Origin of the sequence: Streptomyces tritici (assembly GCF_048500665.1) — a bacterium.
Taxonomy (GTDB): Bacteria; Actinomycetota; Actinomycetes; order Streptomycetales; family Streptomycetaceae; genus Streptomyces; species Streptomyces tritici.
The window spans coordinates 4,686,347-4,710,068 of record NZ_CP183183.1 but is presented as its reverse complement, the minus strand read 5'-3'; the positions used below and the strand labels follow the sequence as shown (position 1 = coordinate 4,710,068).

Sequence of the window (23,722 nt, the reverse complement as noted above, 5' to 3'; positions counted from 1 at the left end):
AACCGCCCCCGTCACCGGAGTGACGGGGGCGGCTCGGTGCGCTCTTGACGCTGCGTCAGTCGTTGTTGCCGGCGCCAGGGGTCGTCTTCTGGATCTGGAGCAGGAACTCGCCGTTCGACTTCGTCTGCTTCATCTTGTCGAGCAGCAGCTCGATCGCCTGCTGCTGGTCGAGCGCGTGCAGCACGCGACGCAGCTTCCAGGTGATCGCGAGCTCGTCGCTGCCGAGGAGGATCTCCTCCTTGCGCGTGCCCGAGGCGTCGACGTCGACGGCCGGGAAGATGCGCTTGTCGGCGAGCTTCCGGTCGAGCTTGAGCTCCATGTTGCCGGTGCCCTTGAACTCCTCGAAGATCACCTCGTCCATGCGCGAGCCGGTGTCGACCAGCGCGGTGGCCAGGATGGTCAGCGAGCCGCCGTCCTCGATGTTGCGCGCGGCGCCGAAGAAGCGCTTCGGCGGGTACAGCGCGGTCGAGTCGACACCACCGGACAGGATGCGGCCGGAGGCGGGCGCCGCGAGGTTGTACGCGCGGCCCAGACGGGTGATGGAGTCGAGCAGGACGACCACGTCGTGGCCCAGCTCCACGAGGCGCTTGGCGCGCTCGATGGCCAGCTCGGCGACCGTGGTGTGGTCCTCGGCCGGACGGTCGAAGGTCGAGGAGATGACCTCGCCCTTGACCGACCGCTGCATGTCGGTGACCTCTTCCGGACGCTCGTCGACCAGGACGACCATCAGGTGGCACTCGGGGTTGTTGTGGGTGATCGCGTTGGCGATCGCCTGCATGATCATGGTCTTGCCGGTCTTCGGCGGGGCCACGATCAGACCGCGCTGGCCCTTGCCGATCGGCGACACGAGGTCGATGATCCGCGTGGTCAGCACGCCCGGGTCGGTCTCCAGACGGAGCCGGTCCTGCGGGTACAGCGGGGTCAGCTTGTTGAACTCGGGGCGGCCGCGGCCGGAGTCCGGCGCCATGCCGTTGACCGAGTCCAGCCGGACCAGCGCGTTGAACTTCTCGCGGCGCTCGCCCTCCTTCGGCTGACGCACGGCGCCGGTGATGTGGTCACCCTTGCGCAGACCGCTCTTGCGGACCTGGGCGAGGGAGACGTACACGTCGTTCGGGCCGGGCAGGTAGCCGGAGGTCCGGATGAAGGCGTAGTTGTCGAGGATGTCCAGGATGCCCGCGACCGGGATCAGGACGTCGTCCTCGGAGACCTGCGGCTCGCCGCCGGCGAACTCGTCACGGCCACGACGGCCGCGGCGGTCGCGGTAGCGGCCGCGACGGCCCCGGCGGCCGCCCTCGAAGTCGTCGTCGTCCTGCGGACCGGCCGGCTGGCCCTGCTGGCCGCCCTGGCGCTGCTGGCGCTGGCCGCCCTGCTGCTCGTCGCCCTTGCCGCGCTCGCGGCGGTCGCGCTGCCGGTCACGGCGGTCGCGGCGGCCGCGGCCCTCGGCGCCGTCGACGGCGCCCTCGCCCTTGGCCTCCGGCTGCGCCTCGGTACGGGCCTCCGTACGGGCCTCGGTCTTGACCTCGGCCTTCGGCTCGGCGCCGCCCTCGGGGCTGCCGGCCGGCGCGGTGGCGCGGCGACGCCGGCGCTCGCCCGCGGGCTGCTCGTCGGCGGACTCGGCGGCGCCGGCGGCCTTGGACGGCTGGCCCGGGATGTCGATCTGCTGCTGAGCGGCCTTCTCGGCGGCCGGCTCGGCGGCGGCCTCGTCGCCCGTACGGGCCTTGGAGGTGGCGCGGCGCTTCGGCTTGGTCTCCGCGGCCTCGGCGGCCTTGGCGGGGGCCTGGCCGCCGCCGGCCTGCGCCTCCTTGATGACCTCGATCAGCTGGCTCTTGCGCATCCGCGCGGTGCCCCTGATGCCGAGGCCGGACGCGACCTGCTGCAGCTCGGCCAGGACCATGCCCTCGAGGCCGGTGCCGGAGCGGCGGCGCCGTGCGGTGGTGCCAGTGGCAGCACCTGCGGCGGGCGCGGCGTTGTCGACGCTGGTGTCGGCAGTCACGCCCATCAGATCGGTGGTGTCGCTCACGAAGGGTCCTTCCCTGGAGCGGACGTCGGCCATCTGGCTCGGCGACCGGTTGTGCTGTCCGGCATCGGTCCTGGTTGGTGGACCGTGTCCGGGGCGGTGGTCCCGCCGGGTAACGGCGGAAAGAGAAAACGTGCTGTGTCCGGCCCGAGCCCCCTGCTCGGCCCTCACCGAGGAAGAGCGAGGGGTGTCGTGCCGGTTCCGGAGCGTGCTCGAAACTGCTCAGGCAGGCTGCTCAGGCAGTTGGGGAGGCTCCCGGAAGAGTGGGTGGTCCCTGATGGGGACACTCCGCACCGCGCCACAAAGACGTCGGGTGCAGACTTGAGGTTAACACTACCGGCTCCAACAAACATTCCCCCTCTCCCTCACCGGCAATCTCGTCTTCCACGAAAAGCGCCGGTCGGAGCGGCCGCCCGAGGGCCGCTCACGACGCGCGGCGCGGCCTCTACGGAGCGAGCGGCAGGACGCTCGCGCCCGAGGTGTCGAGGGCGAGCCGGTTGGCGGCCCAGCCCTCGCCCGCGAGACCTTCGACCTTGTCGGCGGTACCGGCGTCGGCCAGGGCGAGCACGGTGGGGCCGGCACCGGAGATGACGGCGGGCACGCCGTCGGCGCGCAGCCGGTTGACCAGCGCGAGGCTCTCCGGCATGGCCGGGGCGCGGTACTCCTGGTGCAGCCGGTCCTCGGTGGCGGCGAGCAGCAGCTCGGGGCGGCGGGTCAGCGCCTCGACGAGGAGGGCGGCGCGTCCGGCGTTGGCGGCGGCGTCGACGTGCGGGACGGTGCGCGGCAGCAGCCCGCGGGCGGTCTCCGTCAGTACGGGGTTCCCGGGCACGAAAACCACCGGAACGATGGAACGGGCGGGCTCCATCCTGATCGCCCGCGCGGCGCCGGACTCGGTCCACGCGAGCGTGAAGCCGCCGAGCAGACAGGCGGCGACGTTGTCGGGGTGCCCCTCGATCTCGGTGGCGAGTTCGAGCAGGGCGGTGTCGTCGAGGCGGGTGTCGCCGCCTATGGTCACGGCGCGGGCGGCGACGATGCCGGCGCAGATGGCGGCGGAGGAGGAGCCCAGGCCGCGGCCGTGCGGGATGCGGTTGGCGCAGACGACCTCGAGGCCGCGGGGCTGGCCGCCGAGCAGGTCGAAGGCCGTGCGCAGGGAGCGAACGAGCAGGTGGCTCTCGTCGCGCGGGAGCGTCTCGGCGCCCTCGCCGGCGATGTCGATGTGCAGGCCGGAGTCGGCGACCCGGACGACGATGTCGTCGTACAGCCCCAGCGACAGGCCGAAGGCGTCGAAGCCCGGCCCGAGGTTGGCGCTGGTGGCGGGAACGCGCACTCGGACGGCGGCGGCACGGAACGCGGGACCAGCCATCGCTCGATGACTCTCCTTGACTTGCGACTACGGGGGTTCAGAGAAGTGCGGTGACCCGGGGGCCGCGCCGGGTGGGGGCGACGACGGCAACGACACCGCGCATATGCGGCGGGACGGGTTCGGTACAGCCTATCGAAGGAAGGTTCTGCGGCGACATAGGGCGCACAGGAGGCGCACGATGCGTGTCGCGAGCCTTCCTGTGCGCCTATGTACGTTCCTGGTCGGGTTTGGCGGGCCGTCAGGCGCCCGACCAGTGGCGGGATTTGCGCGCCGGCCGGGCTGCCGGCCGGCGCGCGTCCCGTACGGCGCGGGTTCGCGTCCCGTACGGCGCGGGATCATGTGCCGTACGGCGCGGATTCCTCTCCCGTACCGCACGGGATCGCGTCCCGTACGGCTCCGGTTACGCCAGGCCGAGGCGCTCGGCGGCCGCGGCGGCGTCCACCGGCACCGTGACCGGCTGCGGAGCGCCGGCGACGGCCCAGTCCGGGTCCTTCAGACCGTTGCCGGTGACCGTGCAGACGATCCGCTGGCCCGGGTCGACCTTGCCCTGCTCGGCGGCCTTCAGCAGACCGGCCACCGACGCGGCCGAGGCAGGCTCCACGAAGACGCCCTCCTGCGAGGCCAACAGCCGGTAGGCGCGCAGGATCTCACGGTCCGTCACCTCGTCGATGAAGCCGCCCGACTCGTCGCGCGCGGCGATCGCGTACTCCCACGAGGCCGGGTTGCCGATGCGGATCGCGGTCGCGATCGTCGACGGGTCCTTGACGACCTCGCCGCGCACCAGCGGCGCCGAACCGGAGGCCTGGAAGCCCCACATGCGCGGGGTCCGGGAGGCGAGGCCGTCGGCCGCGTACTCGCGGTAGCCGCGCCAGTACGCGGTGATGTTGCCCGCGTTGCCGACCGGCAGGACGTGGATGTCGGGGGCGTCGCCCAGCATGTCCACGATCTCGAAGGCGGCGGTCTTCTGTCCCTCGATCCGTACCGGGTTGACCGAATTGACCAGCGCCACCGGGTAGTTCTCGGAGAGCCCGCGGGCGAGGGTGAGGCAGTCGTCGAAGTTTCCGTCGACCTGGAGGATCTTCGCGCCGTGCACGAGGGCCTGGCCCATCTTGCCGAGCGCGATCTTGCCCTGCGGCACGAGGACGGCGGACACCATGCCGGCGCGCACCGCGTACGCGGCGGCGGAGGCGGAGGTGTTGCCGGTGGAGGCGCAGATGACCGCCTGCGCGCCCTCCTCCTTGGCCTTGGAGATCGCCATGGTCATGCCGCGGTCCTTGAAGGAACCGGTGGGGTTGGCGCCCTCGACCTTGAGGTGCACCTCGCAGCCCGTGCGCTCGGAGAGGACCTGAGCGGGGACGAGCGGCGTGCCGCCCTCACGGAGCGTGACGACCGGCGTCGTGTCCGTGACCGGAAGGCGGTCCCGGTACTCCTCGATGATGCCGCGCCACTGATGGGTGCCCTTGCTGGTCATGGGTCCTTACTCCCCTTCAACACGCATGATGCTGGCGACACCGCGCACGGTGTCGAGCTTGCGCAGCGCCTCGACCGTCCCGGAGAGGGCGGCGTCCGGCGCGCGGTGGGTGACGACGACGAGGCTGGCCTCGCCGTCCTTGCCCGTCTGACGGACCGTGTCGATCGACACGCCGTGCTCGGCGAAGACCGTCGCGACCTGGGCGAGGACACCCGGCTTGTCGGCCACGTCGAGGCTGATGTGGTACCGCGTCACGACCTCGCCCATCGAGCTCACGGGCAGCTGCGTGTACGCGGACTCGCCGGGGCCCGTCGCCTCGTTGAGACGGTTGCGGCAGACGGCGACCAGGTCGCCGAGCACGGCCGAGGCGGTCGGCGAGCCGCCGGCGCCCGGGCCGTAGAACATGAGCCGCCCGGCGGCCTCCGCCTCGACGAAGACGGCGTTGTACGCCTCGCGGACGGAGGCGAGCGGGTGGCTGAGCGGGATCATCGCGGGGTGCACGCGCGCGGTGACGGACTCGCCGTCGGCGGCCCGCTCGCAGATCGCGAGCAGCTTGATGGTGCAGCCCATGCGCTTGGCGGAGGCGAAGTCGGCGGCGGTGACCTCGGTCATGCCCTCGCGGTACACGTCGTCCAGGCGGACGCGGGTGTGGAAGGCGATGCCGGCGAGGATGGCGGCCTTGGCGGCGGCGTCGTAGCCCTCGACGTCGGCGGTCGGGTCGGCCTCGGCGTAGCCGAGCGCGGTGGCCTCGTCCAGGGCCTCCTGGTAACCGGCGCCGGTGGTGTCCATCTTGTCGAGGATGAAGTTCGTCGTGCCGTTGACGATGCCCATCACCCGGTTGATCTTGTCGCCGGCGAGGGACTCGCGCAGCGGCCGGATCAGCGGGATGGCGCCGGCGACGGCGGCCTCGTAGTAGAGGTCCTTGCCGTGCTCCTCGGCGGCGGCGTACAGGCCCGCGCCGTCCTGGGCGAGCAGCGCCTTGTTCGCGGAGACGACGGAGGCGCCGTGCTCGAAGGCGGTCTTGATGAGGGTGCGGGCCGGCTCGACGCCGCCGATGACCTCGACGACGACGTCGATGTCGCCCCGTTTCACCAGGGCGGTCGCGTCGGTGGTGATGAGCTCCGCGGGGACGCCCGCACGGACCTTGTCCGGGCGGCGCACCGCCACGCCGGCGAGCTCGACCGGCGCGCCGATGCGCGCGGCGAGGTCGTCGGCGTGCGTCGTCATGATGCGCGCCACCTCTGAGCCGACCACACCACAGCCCAGCAGCGCCACCTTCAGCGGACGCGTACGCATCATCCGACCTCTTTCTCGTACTTCTTCGTATCTCTACGGCCGTATCGCTACGGAGGACCAGTCTCACTCACCGGACGGGGGTTTCTGCCGCCCGTCCGGATCCTGAGACAGTTATTTCATCAGCCGACATCGAGACGCAGGAGATCCTCCTCCGTCTCGCGCCGGACGATCACCCGGGCCTCGCCGTCGCGGACGGCGACGACCGGCGGGCGAAGCGCGTGGTTGTAGTTGTTGGCCATGGAGCGGCAGTACGCCCCGGTCGCGGGCACGGCGAGCAGGTCGCCGGGGGCGACGTCGGCCGGCAGGAAGGCGTCCCGTACGACGATGTCGCCGCTCTCGCAGTGCTTGCCGACGACGCGGGAGAGCATCGGCTCGGCGTCGGAGGTGCGGGAGGCGAGGGCGACGGAGTACTCGGCGTCGTACAGGGCGGTGCGGATGTTGTCCGACATGCCGCCGTCGACGGAGACGTAGGTGCGCAGCCCTTCGAGGGGCTTGACGGTGCCGACCTCGTAGAGCGTGAAGGCCGTGGGGCCGACGATGGCCCGCCCCGGCTCGACGGAGATGCGCGGCGTGGCGAGCCCGGCGGCCTCGCACTCCCTGCCGACGATCTCCTTGAGCGCCTTGGCGATGTGGTGCGGCTCGCGGGGGTCGTCGGCGGAGGTGTAGGCGATGCCGAGGCCGCCGCCGAGGTCGATCTCGGGCAGTTCGACGCCGTGCTCGTCGCGGACCTCGGCGAGCAGCTGCACGACGCGGCGGGCGGAGACCTCGAAGCCGGCCATGTCGAAGATCTGCGAGCCGATGTGCGAGTGGATGCCGATGAGCTCCAGACCGTCGAGCCTCAGCGCCCGCCGGACGGCCTCCGCGGCCTGGCCGCCGGCCAGCGCGATGCCGAACTTCTGGTCCTCGTGAGCGGTGGCGATGAACTCGTGGGTGTGCGCCTCGACGCCCACGGTCACCCGGATCTGCACGCGCTGCCGCTTGCCGAGGGACTGGGCGATGTGGGCGACACGCACGATCTCCTGGAAGGAGTCGAGCACGATCCGGCCGACGCCCTCGGTGACGGCGCGGCGGATCTCGTCCTCGGACTTGTTGTTCCCGTGGAAGGCGATGCGCTCGGCGGGCATCCCGGCGGAGAGGGCGGTGGCGAGCTCGCCGCCGGAGCACACGTCGAGGTTCAGCCCCTCCTCGTGGAGCCAGCGCACGACGGCGCGGGAGAGGAACGCCTTCCCGGCGTAGAACACGTCGGCGTCGCTGCCGAAGGCGTCGACCCATGCGCGGCAGCGGGCCCGGAAGTCCGCCTCGTCGAGGATGTACGCGGGGGTGCCGACCTGCTCGGCGAGCTGGGCGACGGTGAGCCCGCCGACGGTGATCAGCCCGTCCTCGTCACGGCGGACGGTACGGGCCCAGACCTTGGGGTCGAGCTGGTTGAGGTCGGCCGGCGGGCCGGCGTAGTGCCCCTCGGGGAGGACGTCGGCGTGGCGGGGCCCGGCGGGGTGGGCGGAACGGCTCATGGCTGCAACTTTCAGATCTGTTCGGGAGCGCTGACGCCGAGCAGGGAGAGGCCGCCGGCGAGCACCGTCCCGGCGGCTTCGGCGAGCGCGAGCCGGGACCGGTGGGCGGCCGAGGGTTTCTCGTCGCCGAGGGGCAGGACGGTGTGCTGGAAGGCGAGCAGCGCGTCGGCGGTGGCTTCGAGGTGCCGGGCGACCCGGTCGGGGGCGCCGAGACGGGCGGCGGAGGCGAGCACGGCGGGGTGGTCGCGCAGCAGCCCGGTGAGCACGGGCGCGTCCACGGCCTGCTGGGGCTCGCTCCGGAAGCCGAGCTGGTCGGCGTTGCGGAGCAGGGCACGGCTGCGGGAGTACGCGTACCGCACCCGGAAGAGGGGGTTGCCCTCGTGCTGGTGGAGCAGCTCGTCGGTGAGCTTGGCCTGGTCGTGCCCGGCGACGGCGACCAGCGCCCAGCGGGCGGCGTCGACGCCGAACCGGCGGAGCAGGGCGGGGGCGTCGTGCGGGACGGGGAGGGGGGCGAGGGGGGTGGGGGTGGGGTGGGTTGCGGTGGCGCCGGGGGCGGGGGCGTCGGGGGTGGGGGCGTCGGGGGTGGGGGCGTCGGGGGTGGGGGCGTCGGGGGTGGGGGCGGGGGCCGCGCCGTGCGGGCCGCGGGCGTCGGCAGGGGCCGGGGCGGGGGCTGCGCCGAGCAGCGCCCAGTCGGCCTCGACGGGGCCCTCGCAGGAGACGCGGACAGGGTGGTGGCCCTGGGAACGGTGGATCCGCCGCAAGGCGTCGGCGACGACAGCGGCCCGCAGATCGGCGCGGTGCACGAGCTGGACGGGGTCGCCGGTGGGCGGGCGGTGGCCGTACTCGAGCCCCTGCGCGCGGATGCGGCGTACGAGCTCGGTCTGGGACTGATCCCGCAGGGTGAAGTTCAGGAAGCCGGGCCCGGTGACGTCGACCCGCTCGAAGCAGGGCTGCGCGGCGAGCTCCTCGCGCAGCAGGGCGGCGACGTCGAGCGGGGCCCTGCGGGCGGAGCGGGCGAGCACGAGGGCGACGTTGCTGGCGTAGTCCCCCCGCCCCCCGGGCCGAGGCCGCTCGACCCGAACCAGCTCAGGCACCTCGACGGCCAGCACACCCTGCTCCACCGCACGACGCACGGCGCGCTGCACGGTGAGGGAGAGGTCCGCGGGGGTCACGGGACAAGCGTAGGGGAGGAAGGGGGTCCGAACGCGAACGGGTTTCGCGATGCGGATGGGGTGGGGGCCGGGCCGGGCGGATGGGGGGCAGCGGACGGTCCGGGGGCGGTACGCGTCACCGACCCGACGCACCGAGAAACGGTCACGCCCACAGGCGATGGCACACACCCCGGCAACGACTCAGCCCAAGCCCATGCTCGGGCTGGTTCTGGATCTGGATCTGGATCTGGATCTGAATCTCACTGCCAGGGAGTACCGGCCCGCCCGGCCCCGTGTCTGCTGCCGTCGACGGACGGCGGCTCCTCTGGTTCTCGTGGTGGCCGGCGCCCGCCGTGGACGAGCTGCCGCACGACGCGCACGAGCTCGGCCGGCTCGAAGGGCTTGGCGAGAAACGCGTCGACACCGGCGGCGAGCCCGCTCTCGACCTCATAGGGGGTGCAGGCACTGATGATGGCGACGGGCAGCCCGCTGGTCTGCGGGTCGTCCCGCAGCCGCGCGGCGGTCCGCAGCCCGTCGAGCCGCGGCATGACGACGTCGAGGGTGACGACATCAGGACAAACCCGATGCACGACATCCAGACACTCGGCACCATCGGCCGCGGTCACCACCTCGAACCCCTCGAGCTCGAGATTGACCCTGATCAACTGACGGATCACCCGGTTGTCATCGACAACGAGCACTCGCCCGGACACGCCTGACACAACTCGAGAGTAGGCGTCCGGTCACGGCTGCGTCCCGGTTTTCCCCACTTCCGACCCGTGCGGGGGAACACCCCCGTGGTGACCCCCCGGAAATACCTGTTCACAGCCACCCCTCGGAGCCTGGTAGGGTTCTACCCGTCGCCGCAAGCAGCGGCAACGCCCCCGTAGCTCAGGGGATAGAGCAACGGCCTCCGGAGCCGTGTGCGCAGGTTCGAATCCTGCCGGGGGCACTCCAGCTCAGGAAGCGTGATCAAGCCGCTGACCTGCTGATGTGCCAAACACAAAGGGCCGGACTCAGTCCCACTGAGTCCGGCCCTTCGTTGTTGTCTGTCACTGATCGCGAGTGAGTGGCGAGTGAGCCTGCTTGGCACTCTCGCCCAGCCGCCGACACCGGCACCGGCACCGGGGACACCGTCACCACTGACTCGCGACCCACTGTTCCCGCTGAGCCAGGAGCTCGGTTTTCGTAACCTTGATCGAGCTGAGATCAAGACCTCCAAGCGGGAAGATCCACTGCTGCAAAGCAAGCCGGACATCCGCTCGCGTTGCGTTTTCGCTGCATAGACCGGCCGCGTGCACCTCGTTCAGGACGCTCTTGTTGATCGCCTCAACCTGCACCCAATGGGTGTCGTCGCCCAGCGGGAAACCAGCCCACTCTTTGGAGACGATCTCCAAACCTTTCGCGCTCAAGCAGCCCAAGCGGTGCAGGGCAAGGGCCAGGTCGACCACCATGCTCGGCCCGAAGGAGAGCGTCCCGTCGCTCAACCTTGCAGGCGTGATCCAGACGCTTTCACCCTCGCTCGTGACGTAGTCGACATACAGACTGTCTTCACGATCCGCCTCAACGCTGTTGCGGAAGATCCAATCAACGTCGTTGGGTCCGTCGAGGTACAGACTCCTGCGCAACGACTCGGCGTAGCTTCGCACTTCTGCAAGATCCGCCGGCCGCCCCGCGGTTAGGCGTGCGTAGATCCCTCGAGCCAGGTGACTATAGAAGTTTCTCAGCTGTCGCCGTACGGCGTCTGGCTCCGACCACCCCATGCGCACGACATCCAGGAGGATGAGCATCTTTGCCGCCTCCTCGCTGGCGAGGCCATCGATCACTGCCGCGCCACGACTACGCCCGGCGTCCTGAAGGTGCAGTAAGTCATCTCGCAGCGTGCTGACGTGCTCGGCGAGCAGTTCGAGGCCCTCAGCAATCAGCCCAAGACGTTCAGGCTTGGGCGCGTTGAGGATGGCAACAAGGTCTCTCGGCTTCATCCCCGCAGACTATGACGCCAAGGGCGGCTGCAGTAGCGAGTATTGCCATCGCTCAGTTGCGGCCGGCTAGCTGAAAGCCCGCAGAGTCAGTGCACTCGTCCGTCTCAGCCGGACAGATCTGCGGGCTTACCTTCCCGGCAGCAATGATCACTGCTTACTGGGCACCCGAGCGATCTTGAAGATTGCCACCGTTCCCAGGAAGGGTGATGGACCGCCAGTCAGTGGATAGTCCCCCTTCGACCCCGCGTAGAGTGCGAGTCCGTTCCGGGCAAGGTCGTCCAAGATGGCAGTGATGCTTCGCTGTGCGTCTCGCACAGCCGAGCGAGAAAACTCGATGTCTGACGAGATGTCGCTCCAGTCTTGGAAGGCTTGCACAGCCCCGTCAATGAGATCCTGCTCCTCGTCGGTGCAGTCGTCCGGTTCATCGTGCGGCAACCACCCAAGGCACCCAGAAAGGATCGGCCAAAGGTCGCGTCCCGTCTTCACGTGGCCGAGCACCACGACTTCAAACTCTGGTTCGTCAACCGTGATGACGTCGATGATCCTGTCGATCTTCTCCTTCCTCAGCTTGCTGATTTCATCAGCGAGAGTCTTGAGCCCCCACACCTCAATCGTGACGCGCGGGTGCAGCGGGCGAAGTTCGTTGTCGATGAACTGGTCGACCTCACCCGGCACAGTGTCGTTGGTGAGGAAACGCCATACCCGCACGTCACGGTGCTCTTTGAGGCAGCCCTCCAGGTCCCCGCGGATCTTCGCCTTGGTCTTGTCAATGCGCTCGCCGCGCGTCGCGTGGGCCGCGAAGAACACCCGAGCCTTCGGACAGTAGCCGTCGTTCTTGGTGTCGCCCCTCGGTCCGGCTGCCCGTACCGGCTGGTAGTCACCGGGATACAGCTCTAGACCGAACCGATCCATGCAGTCCTGGAAAGAGTTGCCCTCCAACCGGAGGAGCTGCCCCTCAACGAGCTTCCGCAGCGAGTTCTGATCCACGGCGTTTATTACCTCACGGGCTCCTAGGAGCTCGTAACAGCTTTCCCGGAACATCTTGATTGACCGTGGCCGGAGCGACGGTCCGGCTGGTCTTGATCGTGCTACGAGCTCTAGGCCGTCTGCTGTGAGGCCTATCGACCTAGGCCCCCTCGCCCCATCCCATGGCCTTCTCGATCTTCTTGTTGTTCAGCTCCTCGTGGCCGTCGATGCAGCCCTCGTAGCGGCGGTGGATGACCTCGGGCGAGTTGCCCGCCCGACGGGCAACTTCGGCCACGGGGACACCCGCGTTCAGCCAGTTGGTGATGCAGGTGTGTCGCAGGTCGTACGGGCGGCGAGCGAGCGGGGAGTCCACCTTGTCCGGAGGTAGAGCGATCGGGCGGGCTTCCTGCCAGACCCTCCAGTAGCTGGACGTCCCGAGTACGGCACCACGCTCGTTGGCGAAGAGCCGGCCATCCTTCGCCGTGCCGAACTCCGCTATGTGCGCCCGGAGCATGGCGACCAGCGTCGGAGGTATCGGGACGGGGCGGTCCGCCTTGGGCTCCCGGGACTTGAGCCCGCGCTTGTCGTGGCGCTGCCCTGAATCCGTCCACCGCTTGCCGGAGACGGGCCGTGTCTCCCGCAGCGTGAGCGTCCCCCACCCTTTCTCAGGGAGGTAGCAGTCCTGCTGCCGGAGCCCCACCGCCTCGGCTGGCCGCATCGCCGCGTACAGCTGGCAGGCGAAGAACGCGACGAGTCGGCGCCCGCGGTTCCGGTGAACGGACCCCACGTACGAGACGGCGGTGAGGAGCTGGTCGCCCTGGATCGTGTTGACCAGGACTCGGGGGTCCACCACGTCTGCTTTGGTGGACCCTGCGCGCCTCAATCCGGCGAGCGGGTTCTCCTCCAGGTACCCGCATTCGATCGCGTACTCCATGGCCGTGTTAAAGCCGCGCCGGCGACGCTTGTACGTCTCCCCCGCTGCCGGGGTGTCGTCCAACTTGAACGAGAGGCGGTATTGCACGTCACGAACGACCTTGGGGTCGGTGAGCGCAGAGAGTCGCAGCGACCGGCCCCGGAGCCACGTGCATGCTGCCGCGAGATCGGGTGGCGGCTCCTCATCCGCGTGATCAGGTACGACCGCCCAGCGCATCGCGAGGCGGACCTCCTCCGGCGAGGGTGCCTTCCTGCCTTCCTCAGTCATCGCGAGAGCCACCGTGGCGAGGCTGTCTGCCAGCCCCTCGCGGGTCTTCGCCGCCGCGGTACGCCACCGACTCGCCATGTACTCACGGCTGAAGTCCCACCAGGAGGGATCGGGCCTCTCGCTCGCCTTCGCTGCGGCCGCGCGGAGTTCCGACTCGGGAAGGCCGGATTCGACGTCGAACGCCTCGCCGCGGCGCATGGCCTTCCAGAGCTCAGACGAACGGTTCTCGGCGAGCGTCACGGTGGGAAAGCTGGCGGTCTTTACCTGCCCGTCCACCGTCCAACGCAGTTGATATGGCGCCCTCTTGCTGCGGACCTTACTCACCTTCCACACCCGGACGTCGGTGGAAAGCGTCAGATCATCAAGAGCGGGCGGGCGCCCGCTTTCGCGGGCGCCCTTGGTCGTACGGGTCGTGCTGGCCTTGCGGTGGTTCACGCGGCTTCCTCCAGGGTCTTGATCCAGGTCTCCAGGTCGGAGCGCCGGATGCGGACCGCGCCGTTCGGGAGCTTGATGGCCTTGGGGCCCTTCTTGAGCTGACGCCAGCGGTAGAAGGTGGCCCGGGGCACCCCGATCTCCTTCACGACCTGGGGGATGGTGAGCATCTCGTCACGCGTCGCGGACACGGGTCCTCCTTGCCTGGCTGCCGATGACGGGTCGGGGTGCCGCAGAAACCGCAGAAACCGCAGAAACCTGCGCATCGGGTGTCTGACCTGCGGCGTTGGGGGGTGCTGGGGTGGTTGCCGCAAAAATCGCGAGAATCGCCGCAGAAATAGGCGGCGGGGCCTGGGGCCCGGCTCTGCCGCGGCAGGGCCGGGATTTGTGCGGCGGTTTTGCGGATTTTTGCGGCAGCCGGGCCAACCGGCCGTTTCCGCAGGTGAGCGTGCCCGCACGGGGCTTTCTGCGGATTCTGCGGTTTGTGCGGCGGGGGCCCTGTGCGCGGGCGGGCGTACGCGCTCACGCCTTGGCCTCACGCACCCGGGGGTGGATGAGGTACCGAGGGGCCGGCGGGCGCCCCCGCTTGCCCGTACGGGGCGGGGTCTCGCTGCGGAGGTAGCCGTGTTCCTCCAGGACGGCGGCGACCGGCTCCAGCTCGGCGATCGTGGGGAACTCGGAGCGAGAGAGCTTGGCGAATAGGTCGCGGCGGCTGACACACTCCCAACCGTTGTCCTCCAGGACGGACAGCAGAGTGCGTGCCCGCGCCAACGTGGCGTCGGCGCCCATGAGGTCGAAGACGGACAGGGCGTGGGCGGCGAAGTAGTCAGCCAGCTCGATCGCGGCGTTCATCGTGGCCGCGGTGATGGGCCTGTTGGTGCCGCCGTCGATGTGCTCGGCAAGGTGAAGCAGACCCGCAATCCGGGCCGTGGCACCGACAAGCTTCCCCGCCCACTTCCCGATGTGCCCGAGACGCCCGCCCTTGCTCCGGAGCTGCGGCTCCAGCCGCTCGGCGTACGCCATCAGCGCAGCATCCGCCTCGGGGCCCACCTGAACCACCAGGGGGTCGGTCCAGTCCGCGAGCTTGAGCGTGAGGGCGTAGACGTTGCGCTCGTACGTCGCCGCGACATCGGCGGGTACCGGGTCCGGGTTGATCTTCCGGAAGCCGACCAGCGATTCGGGCAGGCAGTACAGGAAGCGGGCGAGGAGGCCGCGACCGTCGAAGCCGCGGTTCTTGCCGATGTCTTCCAGCACGCTCGGCTGGACGGCGAGCCCCATGGTGAGCGCGGGGGCCTCGATGAACTCCTGGCGGGTCCGGCGGTCGACGCGAAGCCGGTCGCCGGCGTGGCCCTTGAGGAAGACCTCCATGTTGGGCACGCCGGAGTACCGCCCCGCAATGATGTCGAAGATGCCGCCCTCGGCGGACATGACCGCGAGCCGCCCGCCCTGCTCGGCAAGCAGGGTGGTGACAGTCTCGGGGGTGGCGTCGTCGGCAAGGAGCCGCGGGCGCGGCGGCACGGTCAGGGACTCGGCGGTCTGGGCGAGGCCGATCGCCTCGGCCACCAGGTTGTCCCGCTCCGGCCCCTCGGCCTTGGCCGCCTGAGCGGCGGCCTTGTCGGCTGCCTCGCGGGCCATGCGGGCGGTGACCTCTGCCTCCACGATCGTGAGGTTCGAGCCCTCCACGAGGGAGTTCTCCGCCTCGTACAGCGGTGCGGTCATGGCGGCGAAGACGGCGGACTTCCGGTTGGCCGGGCCCAGGGCGACGACGACGAACAGGTTCGTGGGCTCGCGCCACCGCCCGCGAACGTGGACAACGGCCCGGCCGCCGGCCGCGGTGGCGAGGACGGAGAGGGCAAGGGCACCCGCGAGATCCACGGGGGTCTGGGTCTCTTCGGCGACCGCAACCACGAAGTCCGAGACCCAGCCGGGAAGCGCGTTGACGGGGAACGGCGGCAGCTTCGGCTGCCTGGCGAGCGGGATCGGCTCCGGCCACGCGGCCGGGACTGTGTCGGCACCGAGGGCGAGAGCGTCCCGGAGGTCATCCTCGGTCGCTTCGGGCGACATGCCCGCCTGGACGATGCGCGTACCTACCTCGATGCTCCGGCGGCGCCGAGCGAGGTCGCGCACGATCTCGGCGTAGTACGTGGCGTTGGCCGCGGACGGTACGGCCTGGATGAGGGTGTGGAGGTAGGGCCGACCACCGGCTCGGGTGAGTTCGCCGGTCTGCTCCAGGTGGTGCCCGAGGGTGATCGGGTCCACGGGCTGCCCTTGGGCGTGCAGGGCGAGGATCGCGCGGTGGATCGTCTCGTGGGCGGGCACGTAGTGATCGGCCGGGTCCATCACGCCGTTAACGTCCGCGATGACGTCGGGGGCGAGCATGAGCGCGCCGACGACGGCCTGTTCCGCGTCTCGGTCGTGCGGGGCCATGCTCTCGGCACCGCCGGGGCCGCTGTGCAGCGGCACCACAGGGGCGTACTGCCCATGTGCGGGCAAGGCTGTCATGCTGGGGTTCTCCTGTTTCTGTCGAAGGGACGGAGAAACCGGGGCGGCCGCGGTCTTTGGAGAGAGGCGGCCGCCTCGGGCGTAGCTAGTGGTGCTTGGCCCAGTGGGCGTATTCCTGGCGGACGTAGCCGCGGGGGTCCGCCAGGGCATGAGGGTGTTCGGGCCAGTAGGGGGTTCCGCCGTAATCGCCGTCCCCGTCACGGTCGATGGCGAGCAGGCGACGGGCGGCGAGGAGCGCAGCCTCGGGGGCGTCGGTGTGGACGCCGGCCGTACGGTCGTCCAGCGCGATGCGGTCGAGGAGGGCGGCCTTACGGAGCCAGAACTCGCGGTCCAGTTCGCCGCCGAACGGCCTGTCGGCCACGGCTCGGGCGGTCCAGCCGATCTCGCTGATGATGCTCGGGGCCTTGGCGTACGCCTGTTCCGGCGCCGGCGGCCACTGCTGCGGGCCGGGGCGGTGGTCGGCGGTGACGTACAGGCGGGTGCGCAGCCCGTCGCGGGTGCGGTACATGCGTATCGCACCGGTCGTGAAGGCATTGCCGAGTGCGGTGGTGAGTCGGTCGACGTCGCCGGGGTCGCAGTCGACCCGGATCTCGAAGGCCATGGCTTAGAGCTCCTTTGCGGTGTGGGTGGCGGGGAGTTCGGGAAGGCCGGCGCGGGTGAGGGTGAGCGGGTCGAAGCCGGGCAGTGCCGCGCGGGCGGTCATGGCCTCGGCGAGCGCGGTGGCGTATGCGGTGGTCTCGCGCGCGACCTCGATCTGTGTCCGGGCCCGAAGCGCTTCCATGCGCTCGGTGTGGGCGTGGTTCTCGCGGCGCTCGGCGGTGCGCCGCTCGTAGGCGACGGTTTCGCGACGGTCGGTGCGCCAGTACCGGGCGGCCAGCCCGTAGGCGACCGCGGTGGCCAGTGCCCACAGCAGCAGCGGGAGCGAGAGGCCGTCGGCGTATCCGGCGACCCCGGCGAGGGCGAGCCCGCCGGAGGCGGCGAACGCGGTTCCGGCGAGGACTCCGTCCCCGTTGCGTCCGGCGGCGGCGAACCCGCCCGCGGTCGCCGCGCCCGCGGCGAGGACGGTCATCAGGATGGCGTTGCCGAGGGAGTGCTCGGCACCGTTGGCGTTCCAGATCCGGCCGAGGATCAGCACCGTGGACGTGGTGACCGCCGGGGCGGCCTTCGGCAGCGCGTAGGCGAGCCAATGGCGGTGCAGGAGCGGTTGGTTCATGTCGGGGTCCTCCTAGTCGGCGAGGTCGGAGACGAACGTGGCGGTGGACTTCACGAGGTTCGTGATCGGCTCGTACGCTCCGGTCCCGGCGGCGAAGAAGCCGAAGAGGAACAGCACCGTGGCCGCCGCGCCGTGGGCGGCCTTCGTCTTGACCGCGAACGCGGAGGCGACGGCGAAGAGAAGGACGGCGGAGATCTCGAAGTTCACGACTGGACTCCTTGGGTCAGCGGGTGCCGTCGCGGTGGATGCGGGCGGCGCGGTTGTAGAGCCAGCGGCCGGCGCGTATGCGGATGCCGTGGCCCTTGCAGCGGCGGCAGGGCTTGCCGCGCCTGGGCTTGCCCTTGCGGTCGGTCTTCAGCGCGAAGCCGAGGCCGTGGCACTTGCGGCAGTTACCGAAGGGCGAGGCCGCACACAGAGACGCGTAACAGAGAGTGACGAGCGTAAGGCAGGCGATAGCGAGGAGAGTGGGGTTCACCAGGGGCCTCCGGGGCGAGTTTCGAAGGTTTCCGCAGGTAGGCCGCTATCGACTAACGGCCTGATCACTGTGGGCATGGGCCGCTAGCGGAGCCGCTAACGTTAGCGGGGTGTGCCGCTAGCGCTAGCGGCTCCGGACGATCAGCTCGCGTCCCGCTTTCCGTCACGCTCCGCAATCGATGTCGTGATGTGGGAGCGGTCGATGCCCCGCCGGTTGACGACCTTGCCGTCCACCCGACGCCCGACCTGGATGGTGGACACGCCGTGCGGCTTGAGCGCCGCGGCGAGCGCGTCGGGCTCCCAGCCGTCGTAGACCTCGGGCCGGAGCTCGGCGAGCCGGGCCACCACGGTCTCGGACCATGCCTTGGTCTCGGCGGCGGGGACGACAGCAAGGATGTCGGCGAGCAAGTCGTACGCGGGGCCGGTCACGGCCTCCGCCGCTTCGCCGGCCGCGTAGCCGGTGAGCAGTCCGGCTTTCTCGCGGGCCGCACGGGCGCGGGCGCCGATGGCGTCGGCCCCGGGGGCGTCCACGTAGACGGAGGCGACGATCCGGGCGTCGGATCCCTCGCCAACGAAGTAGTGGATGCCCTTGTCACCCCACGCGAACATCGTGGCCCGCACCCCGCGCTTGTAGGCGGAGGTGCCGAGAACCATGTCGTTCTCGGTCTGGCCCATGACCTTCAGGCACCAACGCGCGCCGGCGTTCGCGCTGATGCCGGTCGGCAGCGACTTAGCGTCCGGGCGCTGAGTGGCGAGCACCAGCACGATGCCGGTGGCGGGACCGCGCTTGACCAGGTCAGTGGCGATCTCCTCGAACTCCTTGCCGTGCTCGGCGTGCTCGAACAGCACCTGGCACTCGTCCACCCCGACCACGATCGGGTGCAGCCCGAGGGAGCGCTTGTCGGCAAGCTGGCTGGTCACCTTCGACTCCGGGCAGATGTCCCGCGGCAGCGAGCGGATCACCTTCGTGCGTCGCCGCAGTTCCTCGCGCAGCGCACGGAAGTCGGCGAGCGCGTACGCGATCGACTCGTCGTCGTCGCCCGCGGCGTGCCGGTGGGAGACGGCGTTGCCGACCGGGTCGAGGTCGCCGGTGCCCTTCATGTCGTAGGTGTGCAGCTCGGCCCGCGGGTCGAGCGCGGCAATGAGCAGCAGCAGACGCAGCAGGAATGTCTTGCCCATGCGCGGGATCGCGCCGATCACCCCGGCGATGTACATGAGGGTGACTTCGACCCAGCGTCCGCGCTGGTCGGTGCCGTAGGCGACGGGCTTGAACAGGTCGACGCTGCCGGTCGTGAGCAGAGGCCACTTGGGCTTCTTCGCCTTGTTCATGTCCTGGTCGCCGACCCACAGCACCAGGTGCCCGGTGTGCTCGTCCGGTACCGCCTCCGGCCACACACACCCCAGCGGCCGGCGCAGACCGGAGGCGAGCCGCTCGCGGCGCTCGATCACGTCCGTGACGGTCACGCCGTACGGGAGGTCGCCCTCCGCGCGCCAGCCCGGCCCGTCGCGAGTGATCGGGGCGGTGAATGTGAACCCGTCCCGGCCCTTGCCCTGCGCCTGGTTGATCGCCGGAATCCCGAGGGCGCCGAGCGCGCGCAGCACGATGTCGGACGTGAGCTTGGGGGTCTTGGTGACCTCCACGGCCCGGTTGACGACCGGTGCGTCTGCCGCGCTGCCGGCCGCCCCGAGGGCGAGCAGCAGCGCGCTGACGGAGACGGCCTGGAGCCAGCCCGGCGCGAGCACGTACAGCGCCAGTGCGGTTCCCGTCCCGATCAGCGTGGCGAGGGTGGCGACCAGGGTCCGGAGCCGGACCCGGCGGTCGCGCTGCCGCGACAGCTTCAGGTACTCGCCGGCGTCCTCGCGCCGGACCGCGGCGAGCCGGACCGGCTCGCCCTCGCGGTCGGCGACCCACCGCATCGTGCCGCCGAGGAATCGGGCGGTGCCACGGGGGGCCTGGAGCGCGAGACGGCCGACGTAGACCGGGGAACGCAGGGCGTGGTACCCGGCGAGGTGCGCGTAGTGGCTCGCGACCCACGTGGCCGCGGTCTTCAGTTCGGCCGTGGAGCGCAGCCACGCCGGGACGATCGCCCGACGCTTCGCGCCCATGAGTCGGCCGAGGTATCCGGGACCGGCGACGTTCGGGCCGTCGACCAACCGGCGGGCCGACGGGTCGCCCGACTCCTCGTCGCGGGAGTCGCCCGACCGGTCGGCGTCGGGACGGGTCTGCGGGTCGGCCGACTCGGTACGGGCGGACCGGGCCTTGTCGAGGTCGACCACGTCGGCCCCGCCGTCGGCCGACCGGTCGGCAGCCATGTCGGCTTCGAGTCGGTCGAAGAACTCGTTCTCTTCGTCGGGATGCTTCACTGATGCTTCCTTCTCTTGGGAGGGAAAGGCGGGCCCGGCCGGCGCTGTGGAAGGTGAGCGGCCGGGCCCGTGCGTTGACGCTGGCGGTCGAGAAGGGCGAATCCGATACACAGCGAGATATGCGCTGCGTATCGGATTCAGGCCCTGGATGTGCTACGGAGCGCGCTGTCCGTCGGGGTAGGCGCAGGGGACGCACATCCCGAGCGAGGTCGGGATGCAGTAGCTGTAGGTGATCCGGCACGCCGGGCAGGTGCGGCGGGCGAGCATCGCCAGGGCGAGGGCACCCCACTTGCGCGAGGTCATCGGCCGCACGGGCTTGGCGAGGTCGACGCGGTAGAGGTAGCCGACCAGGACGCCTGACTTGCGACCGCGGCTGCGGCGCATGACCTGAGCGGCGACCGGCTGCCCGCCGGGACGCAGCCCGAGGGCCCGGAGCTGGCGGCGGGTGGCGAAGCCCTCGGGGGCGTACCGCCACGGATACGTCGGTATCCCGAACTGCGCGCCGGTCGGGTCGAAGCACTTCCCGCATGCGGGCGACATCAGGCAGCCGCCACGATCGCAGGGGCGTCGGTGCGGGTGCCGCGGCGGCCGGAGCGGCGGCCGGCCACGGTGGCGAACAGCCGCCCCAGCCCGGCCCGCTTTACTCCATCTCGCGCCTCCTTCGCCGCGTACATCGCCTCATCGGCGCGGCCGAGGAGGGCGGAGAGGTCGTCGCCGGGGTGGTCGGCGGCGCGGACCCAGCCGAGGGACACCGTGGTCCGGATGCGTGGGGTAGCCGGGTCGGCGGGGCGGGCGAGTACGCCGTGTAGAACGGCGAGGAGGTCGCCGACGGTGCCGTGGGTGTCGAGGACGACGGCGGCGAACTCATCGCCCCCGAGACGCCCCGCGACACCGTGCGGGCCGACGTAGTGGGCCAGCCGCTCCGCGGTCGCCTTCAGCAGCGCGTCGCCGGCGGCGTGGCCGTGCCGGTCGTTGATCTGCTTGAACTTGTCGACGTCCGCGAGGATCACGACCGCCCGCTCATCGCGCAGCAGCGCAGTGGCGCGGCGGGTGAAGCCCTCTCGGGTCCGCAGTCCGGTGAGCGGGTCGCGGCGGGCGGTGTGGAGCCGCTTGCGCAGCCACAGCACGTGTCCGGACCAGCCCGCGGCGAGCGGGACCGCGGTGGCGAGGGTGGTTAAGAGGGTGCTCATGCGGCGACCTCCTCAGCCGTCTCGGGCTCGGGGGTCTCGTCGGTGTCGACGGCGCGCAGCGGCGGGGCGTCAGCTCGCTCGGCGAGCAGTGCGTCCCGGACGGTGCGGGAGTTGGCTGCAGAGCAGCGCAGCGCGGTCCGGATCGCCTCGGCGTTGATCGCGTCGTCCGCCCACGCCGCGGTGATCTCGCGGGCCTCGGTCAGCAGCTCCGCCGCTGTCCGCACGGGCTTGGCCGCGGGCTTCTTCGAGCGCGGAGCCCGCTTGCGCGGCTTCGACTCGCTCGGCTCCGGCCGCGGGACCGGCACCGCCAGCGGTTCGGGCACCGTCTCGGGCTCAGCCTCGGCGGCCTCGGGCGCGAACTCACCGAGGCGGAGCAGGACACGCTCGCGGCGCGGGGTCTTCGACCGCCACCGCCACCCGTACGTCTCGCGCAGCTCGGCGCGGGCGAGCTGGCGCTCCTTCTCGCGGGCGAGTGCGTCGGCGTAGGAGGTGATCTCCCACAGCGTCATCCGGCGCCACAGCGAGAACGTGGACGGGAACGCCAGCAGCCACCGCGACGCACGGATCTTGTCCATCCGGCGGCCAGTCGCCGCCCCGATCCGCACCGCGTAGATGTGCGCTCCGATCTCGGAGAACACCACCCACAGCAGCGGCATCGTCCCGTGCGCCACCTTCGCCCATACTCCCTGCCCCGCGGCCACGTTCAGCCCGCAGGTCACCAGCGTCAGAACCCACGGCACGAAGCGCACCCACGCGAGCGCCATGTCCATCCGGATCAGCAGCAGGTTGGCCACGGTGAACACCGGAATCGCCACGTCGATACCGACCGGCAGCATCCACGGCTCACCGAACCCCCAGCGCGCCGCCGCGGCCGACACCGCGTCGAACGATGAGATCAGACCCAGCGCCCCGACGCCGGCCGCGGCGAGCGCGCCGGCCCCGGCGAGGCCCATCTCCGGACGCGTCAGCGGCGGCACCGCTGCCCGCTCCACGGTCAGCTCGGTCATGCCGCGGCCCCCTTGCGGGCGCGGCTCCGGCGGGGTGCCGGCCGGGTAAGCGGGACGACGTTGAACAGCTCTGGCGCGTACGCCTCGATCGCCTCGGCGGCGACCCGCGACACGTCGTCCGGCAGGTTCGGGTTGTCCGCGAGGATGTCTCGCGCCGCGTCCAGTCGCGCCGCGCGCTCTTCCTCGGTCTCGCCCTCCACGCCAAGCCACAGCTCGACCGGCGTACCGAGGGCCAGCTCCACGAAGTCGTTGGTGCTGACGGCCTGATGACCGCCCACGTACATGCGCTGCATGGGAGCTCTCTCCTGTGTCGAAGGGAGCCGGCCGGTTGCGGTCTTTGGAGAGAGGCAACCGTCCAGCAAGGGGCCCATGCGGCGAGTGCTGCACAGGCCAGTGCCCCGGCCGGGAGTCGAACCCGTCCTACGACCGTCGGGGCGTTGCGCTGTTCCTCACGCGGAGACCGCGTGGCCGCCTACTTGGCCGAGGAGAGGCGGCGTGATCCCCATGCAGTTGTCAAAGAGCTGGCGCTTCCTTCGAGCCCGTTTCACGGAGCCCTCCGGGCGATGGAGCAGCCCTCACGGGCACTCCGGCCAATCGAATCCGCAGCCGCTGGGCCGCAAGTTCGATGCGGTACCTCTATTACAGGTACCGCATCGAACTTCGTCAAGCGTGCTGGCGGACCTTCCTGGCTTTGCGCCGGGATTTCTTGGCGCACCATCAGAATCGCTGCAGGTGAGGGGCGTTGGTCACCTCATCCGTGGACAGCTCGGGGACTTCTGGCTACCGTCAAGAGCTCCCAAGACGTCCCACCGGGGGTGGACATGTCCAACGAGCGCTTAAGGTCGGCCCTGCTCGCTCAGGGCAAGTCGATTCACGACCTTGCCGAGGCCATCGACGTCAACCCAAAGACCGTGGAGCGCTGGATCACGCAGGGGAAGGTGCCGTACCGGCGCCACCAGTACGCGGCGGCGGCCTTCCTGAAGGTCGACGTGACGACGTTGTGGGACGACTCGCGCGGTGTGGAGAGTGCGACGGACCTGAGCAAGGCGGAGATCGTCACCGTCTACCCGCACCGTCACATGGTCCCCACTACCCTCTGGCGCGACATGTACGCGCGGGCGGAACGGCACTTGGACGTGCTCGTGTACGCCGGCCTGTGGCTCTCGGAAGACCCGGTGTTCCTGGACATCCTCAAGACCAAGGTGGAGAGGGCAGCCCAGGTACGTGTACTGCTCGGCGACCCGGCCTGTGAAGCCGTGAAGCAGCGCGGCATAGACGAGGGTCATCGCGTCATGGACGGGAAGATTCGCAACGCGCTGATGAACTACCGTCCGCTGTTCACGAGCCACCCGGATATCGGCATCCGGCTGCACGACGCGACGCTTTACAACAGCCTCTACCGGGCCGATGACGAAATGCTCGTGAACACGCACGTCTACGGTATCGGGGCCTACATGGCTCCGGTCCTGCACCTGCGGCGACTGCCGGGCGGCGGCCTCTTCGACACGTACGCGAATAGCATCGAACAGACCTGGGGAGGCGCGCGCCAGGTGATGGACCACGACCTGATCGGAGTCTGACC

At 70.5% G+C, this 23,722-nt stretch carries 22 protein-coding genes and 1 tRNA gene; 2 read left to right on the top strand and 21 right to left on the bottom strand.

The features are described from left to right. Positions 1-55 precede the first annotated feature (55 nt). The 7 genes from rho to ACNJ93_RS22005 form a co-directional block, all read right to left on the bottom strand. Positions 56-2,020, bottom strand: a complete 1,965-nt coding sequence (gene rho, locus ACNJ93_RS22035; protein ID WP_418959146.1) for a transcription termination factor Rho — start codon at positions 2,018-2,020, stop codon at positions 56-58. Between the two features lie 442 nt (positions 2,021-2,462). After that, positions 2,463-3,380 (bottom strand): homoserine kinase, encoded by a 918-nt coding sequence (gene thrB / locus ACNJ93_RS22030; RefSeq protein WP_418959145.1) that lies wholly within the window; start codon positions 3,378-3,380, stop codon positions 2,463-2,465. Between the two features lie 400 nt (positions 3,381-3,780). Continuing rightward, positions 3,781-4,851, bottom strand: coding sequence for a threonine synthase (gene thrC, locus ACNJ93_RS22025; RefSeq protein WP_418959144.1), 1,071 nt, complete (start codon positions 4,849-4,851; stop codon positions 3,781-3,783). Between the two features lie 6 nt (positions 4,852-4,857). Next, complete coding sequence (locus ACNJ93_RS22020) at positions 4,858-6,150, bottom strand: homoserine dehydrogenase (protein ID WP_418959143.1); 1,293 nt, start codon at positions 6,148-6,150, stop codon at positions 4,858-4,860. A gap of 116 nt (positions 6,151-6,266) precedes the next feature. After that, positions 6,267-7,658: a diaminopimelate decarboxylase gene (gene lysA / locus ACNJ93_RS22015; RefSeq protein ID WP_418959142.1), complete on the bottom strand. Its 1,392-nt coding sequence runs from the start codon at positions 7,656-7,658 to the stop codon at positions 6,267-6,269. A gap of 11 nt (positions 7,659-7,669) precedes the next feature. Then, positions 7,670-8,830, bottom strand: coding sequence for an ArgS-related anticodon-binding protein NrtL (nrtL, locus tag ACNJ93_RS22010; protein ID WP_418959141.1), 1,161 nt, complete (start codon positions 8,828-8,830; stop codon positions 7,670-7,672). Positions 8,831-9,069: 239 nt separating this feature from the next. Next, positions 9,070-9,522 carry a response regulator gene (locus ACNJ93_RS22005; protein ID WP_418961488.1) on the bottom strand — a complete coding sequence of 151 codons (453 nt, stop codon included), beginning with the start codon at positions 9,520-9,522 and terminating at the stop codon, positions 9,070-9,072. 167 nt (positions 9,523-9,689) lie between these two features. On the opposite strand from ACNJ93_RS22005, the gene ACNJ93_RS22000 reads away from it, so the two are divergent. Continuing rightward, positions 9,690-9,761: transfer RNA gene (locus ACNJ93_RS22000), tRNA-Arg, on the top strand. Between the two features lie 184 nt (positions 9,762-9,945). On the opposite strand, the gene ACNJ93_RS21995 is transcribed toward ACNJ93_RS22000, so the two are convergent. The 14 genes from ACNJ93_RS21995 to ACNJ93_RS21930 all read right to left on the bottom strand — a co-directional run bounded on the left by ACNJ93_RS21995 (position 9,946) and on the right by ACNJ93_RS21930 (position 22,433). Next, complete coding sequence (locus tag ACNJ93_RS21995) at positions 9,946-10,791, bottom strand: hypothetical protein (RefSeq protein ID WP_418959140.1); 846 nt, start codon at positions 10,789-10,791, stop codon at positions 9,946-9,948. Positions 10,792-10,938: 147 nt separating this feature from the next. Beyond that, complete coding sequence (locus ACNJ93_RS21990) at positions 10,939-11,832, bottom strand: hypothetical protein (RefSeq protein ID WP_418959139.1); 894 nt, start codon at positions 11,830-11,832, stop codon at positions 10,939-10,941. Between the two features lie 85 nt (positions 11,833-11,917). Next, positions 11,918-13,393, bottom strand: a complete 1,476-nt coding sequence (locus ACNJ93_RS21985; RefSeq protein WP_418959138.1) for a tyrosine-type recombinase/integrase — start codon at positions 13,391-13,393, stop codon at positions 11,918-11,920. Further along, the gene (locus ACNJ93_RS21980; RefSeq protein WP_418959137.1) at positions 13,390-13,581 is read right to left on the bottom strand and encodes a helix-turn-helix transcriptional regulator; all 192 of its coding nucleotides are present in this window, start codon (positions 13,579-13,581) and stop codon (positions 13,390-13,392) included. Before ACNJ93_RS21980 ends, ACNJ93_RS21985 begins: the two co-directional genes overlap by 4 nt. 331 nt (positions 13,582-13,912) lie before the next feature. Further along, positions 13,913-15,892 carry a DUF3987 domain-containing protein gene (locus ACNJ93_RS21975; protein ID WP_418959136.1) on the bottom strand — a complete coding sequence of 660 codons (1,980 nt, stop codon included), beginning with the start codon at positions 15,890-15,892 and terminating at the stop codon, positions 13,913-13,915. 85 nt (positions 15,893-15,977) lie between these two features. Then, positions 15,978-16,493 (bottom strand): hypothetical protein, encoded by a 516-nt coding sequence (locus tag ACNJ93_RS21970; RefSeq protein WP_418959135.1) that lies wholly within the window; start codon positions 16,491-16,493, stop codon positions 15,978-15,980. Between the two features lie 3 nt (positions 16,494-16,496). Continuing rightward, positions 16,497-17,105, bottom strand: coding sequence for a hypothetical protein (locus ACNJ93_RS21965; RefSeq protein WP_418959134.1), 609 nt, complete (start codon positions 17,103-17,105; stop codon positions 16,497-16,499). 12 nt (positions 17,106-17,117) lie between these two features. Next, positions 17,118-17,312: a hypothetical protein gene (locus ACNJ93_RS21960; protein WP_418959133.1), complete on the bottom strand. Its 195-nt coding sequence runs from the start codon at positions 17,310-17,312 to the stop codon at positions 17,118-17,120. A gap of 16 nt (positions 17,313-17,328) precedes the next feature. After that, entirely contained in the window at positions 17,329-17,580 is a 252-nt protein-coding gene (locus tag ACNJ93_RS21955) for a hypothetical protein (protein ID WP_418959132.1), read from the bottom strand. Positions 17,581-17,720: 140 nt separating this feature from the next. Continuing rightward, positions 17,721-19,943, bottom strand: a complete 2,223-nt coding sequence (locus ACNJ93_RS21950; protein ID WP_418959131.1) for a cell division protein FtsK — start codon at positions 19,941-19,943, stop codon at positions 17,721-17,723. Positions 19,944-20,096: 153 nt separating this feature from the next. Further along, positions 20,097-20,483, bottom strand: coding sequence for an RRQRL motif-containing zinc-binding protein (locus ACNJ93_RS21945; protein ID WP_418959130.1), 387 nt, complete (start codon positions 20,481-20,483; stop codon positions 20,097-20,099). Further along, positions 20,483-21,133, bottom strand: coding sequence for a GGDEF domain-containing protein (locus tag ACNJ93_RS21940; protein ID WP_418959129.1), 651 nt, complete (start codon positions 21,131-21,133; stop codon positions 20,483-20,485). The genes ACNJ93_RS21945 and ACNJ93_RS21940 overlap by 1 nt, the downstream gene beginning before the upstream one ends. Then, complete coding sequence (locus ACNJ93_RS21935; protein WP_418959128.1) at positions 21,130-22,140, bottom strand: DUF2637 domain-containing protein; 1,011 nt, start codon at positions 22,138-22,140, stop codon at positions 21,130-21,132. The genes ACNJ93_RS21940 and ACNJ93_RS21935 overlap by 4 nt, the downstream gene beginning before the upstream one ends. Next, positions 22,137-22,433 (bottom strand): hypothetical protein, encoded by a 297-nt coding sequence (locus ACNJ93_RS21930; protein ID WP_418959127.1) that lies wholly within the window; start codon positions 22,431-22,433, stop codon positions 22,137-22,139. Before ACNJ93_RS21930 ends, ACNJ93_RS21935 begins: the two co-directional genes overlap by 4 nt. Before the next feature lie 528 nt (positions 22,434-22,961). On the opposite strand from ACNJ93_RS21930, the gene ACNJ93_RS21925 reads away from it, so the two are divergent. Further along, positions 22,962-23,720 (top strand): helix-turn-helix domain-containing protein, encoded by a 759-nt coding sequence (locus ACNJ93_RS21925; protein WP_418959126.1) that lies wholly within the window; start codon positions 22,962-22,964, stop codon positions 23,718-23,720. The last annotated feature ends 2 nt before the right edge of the window (positions 23,721-23,722 follow it).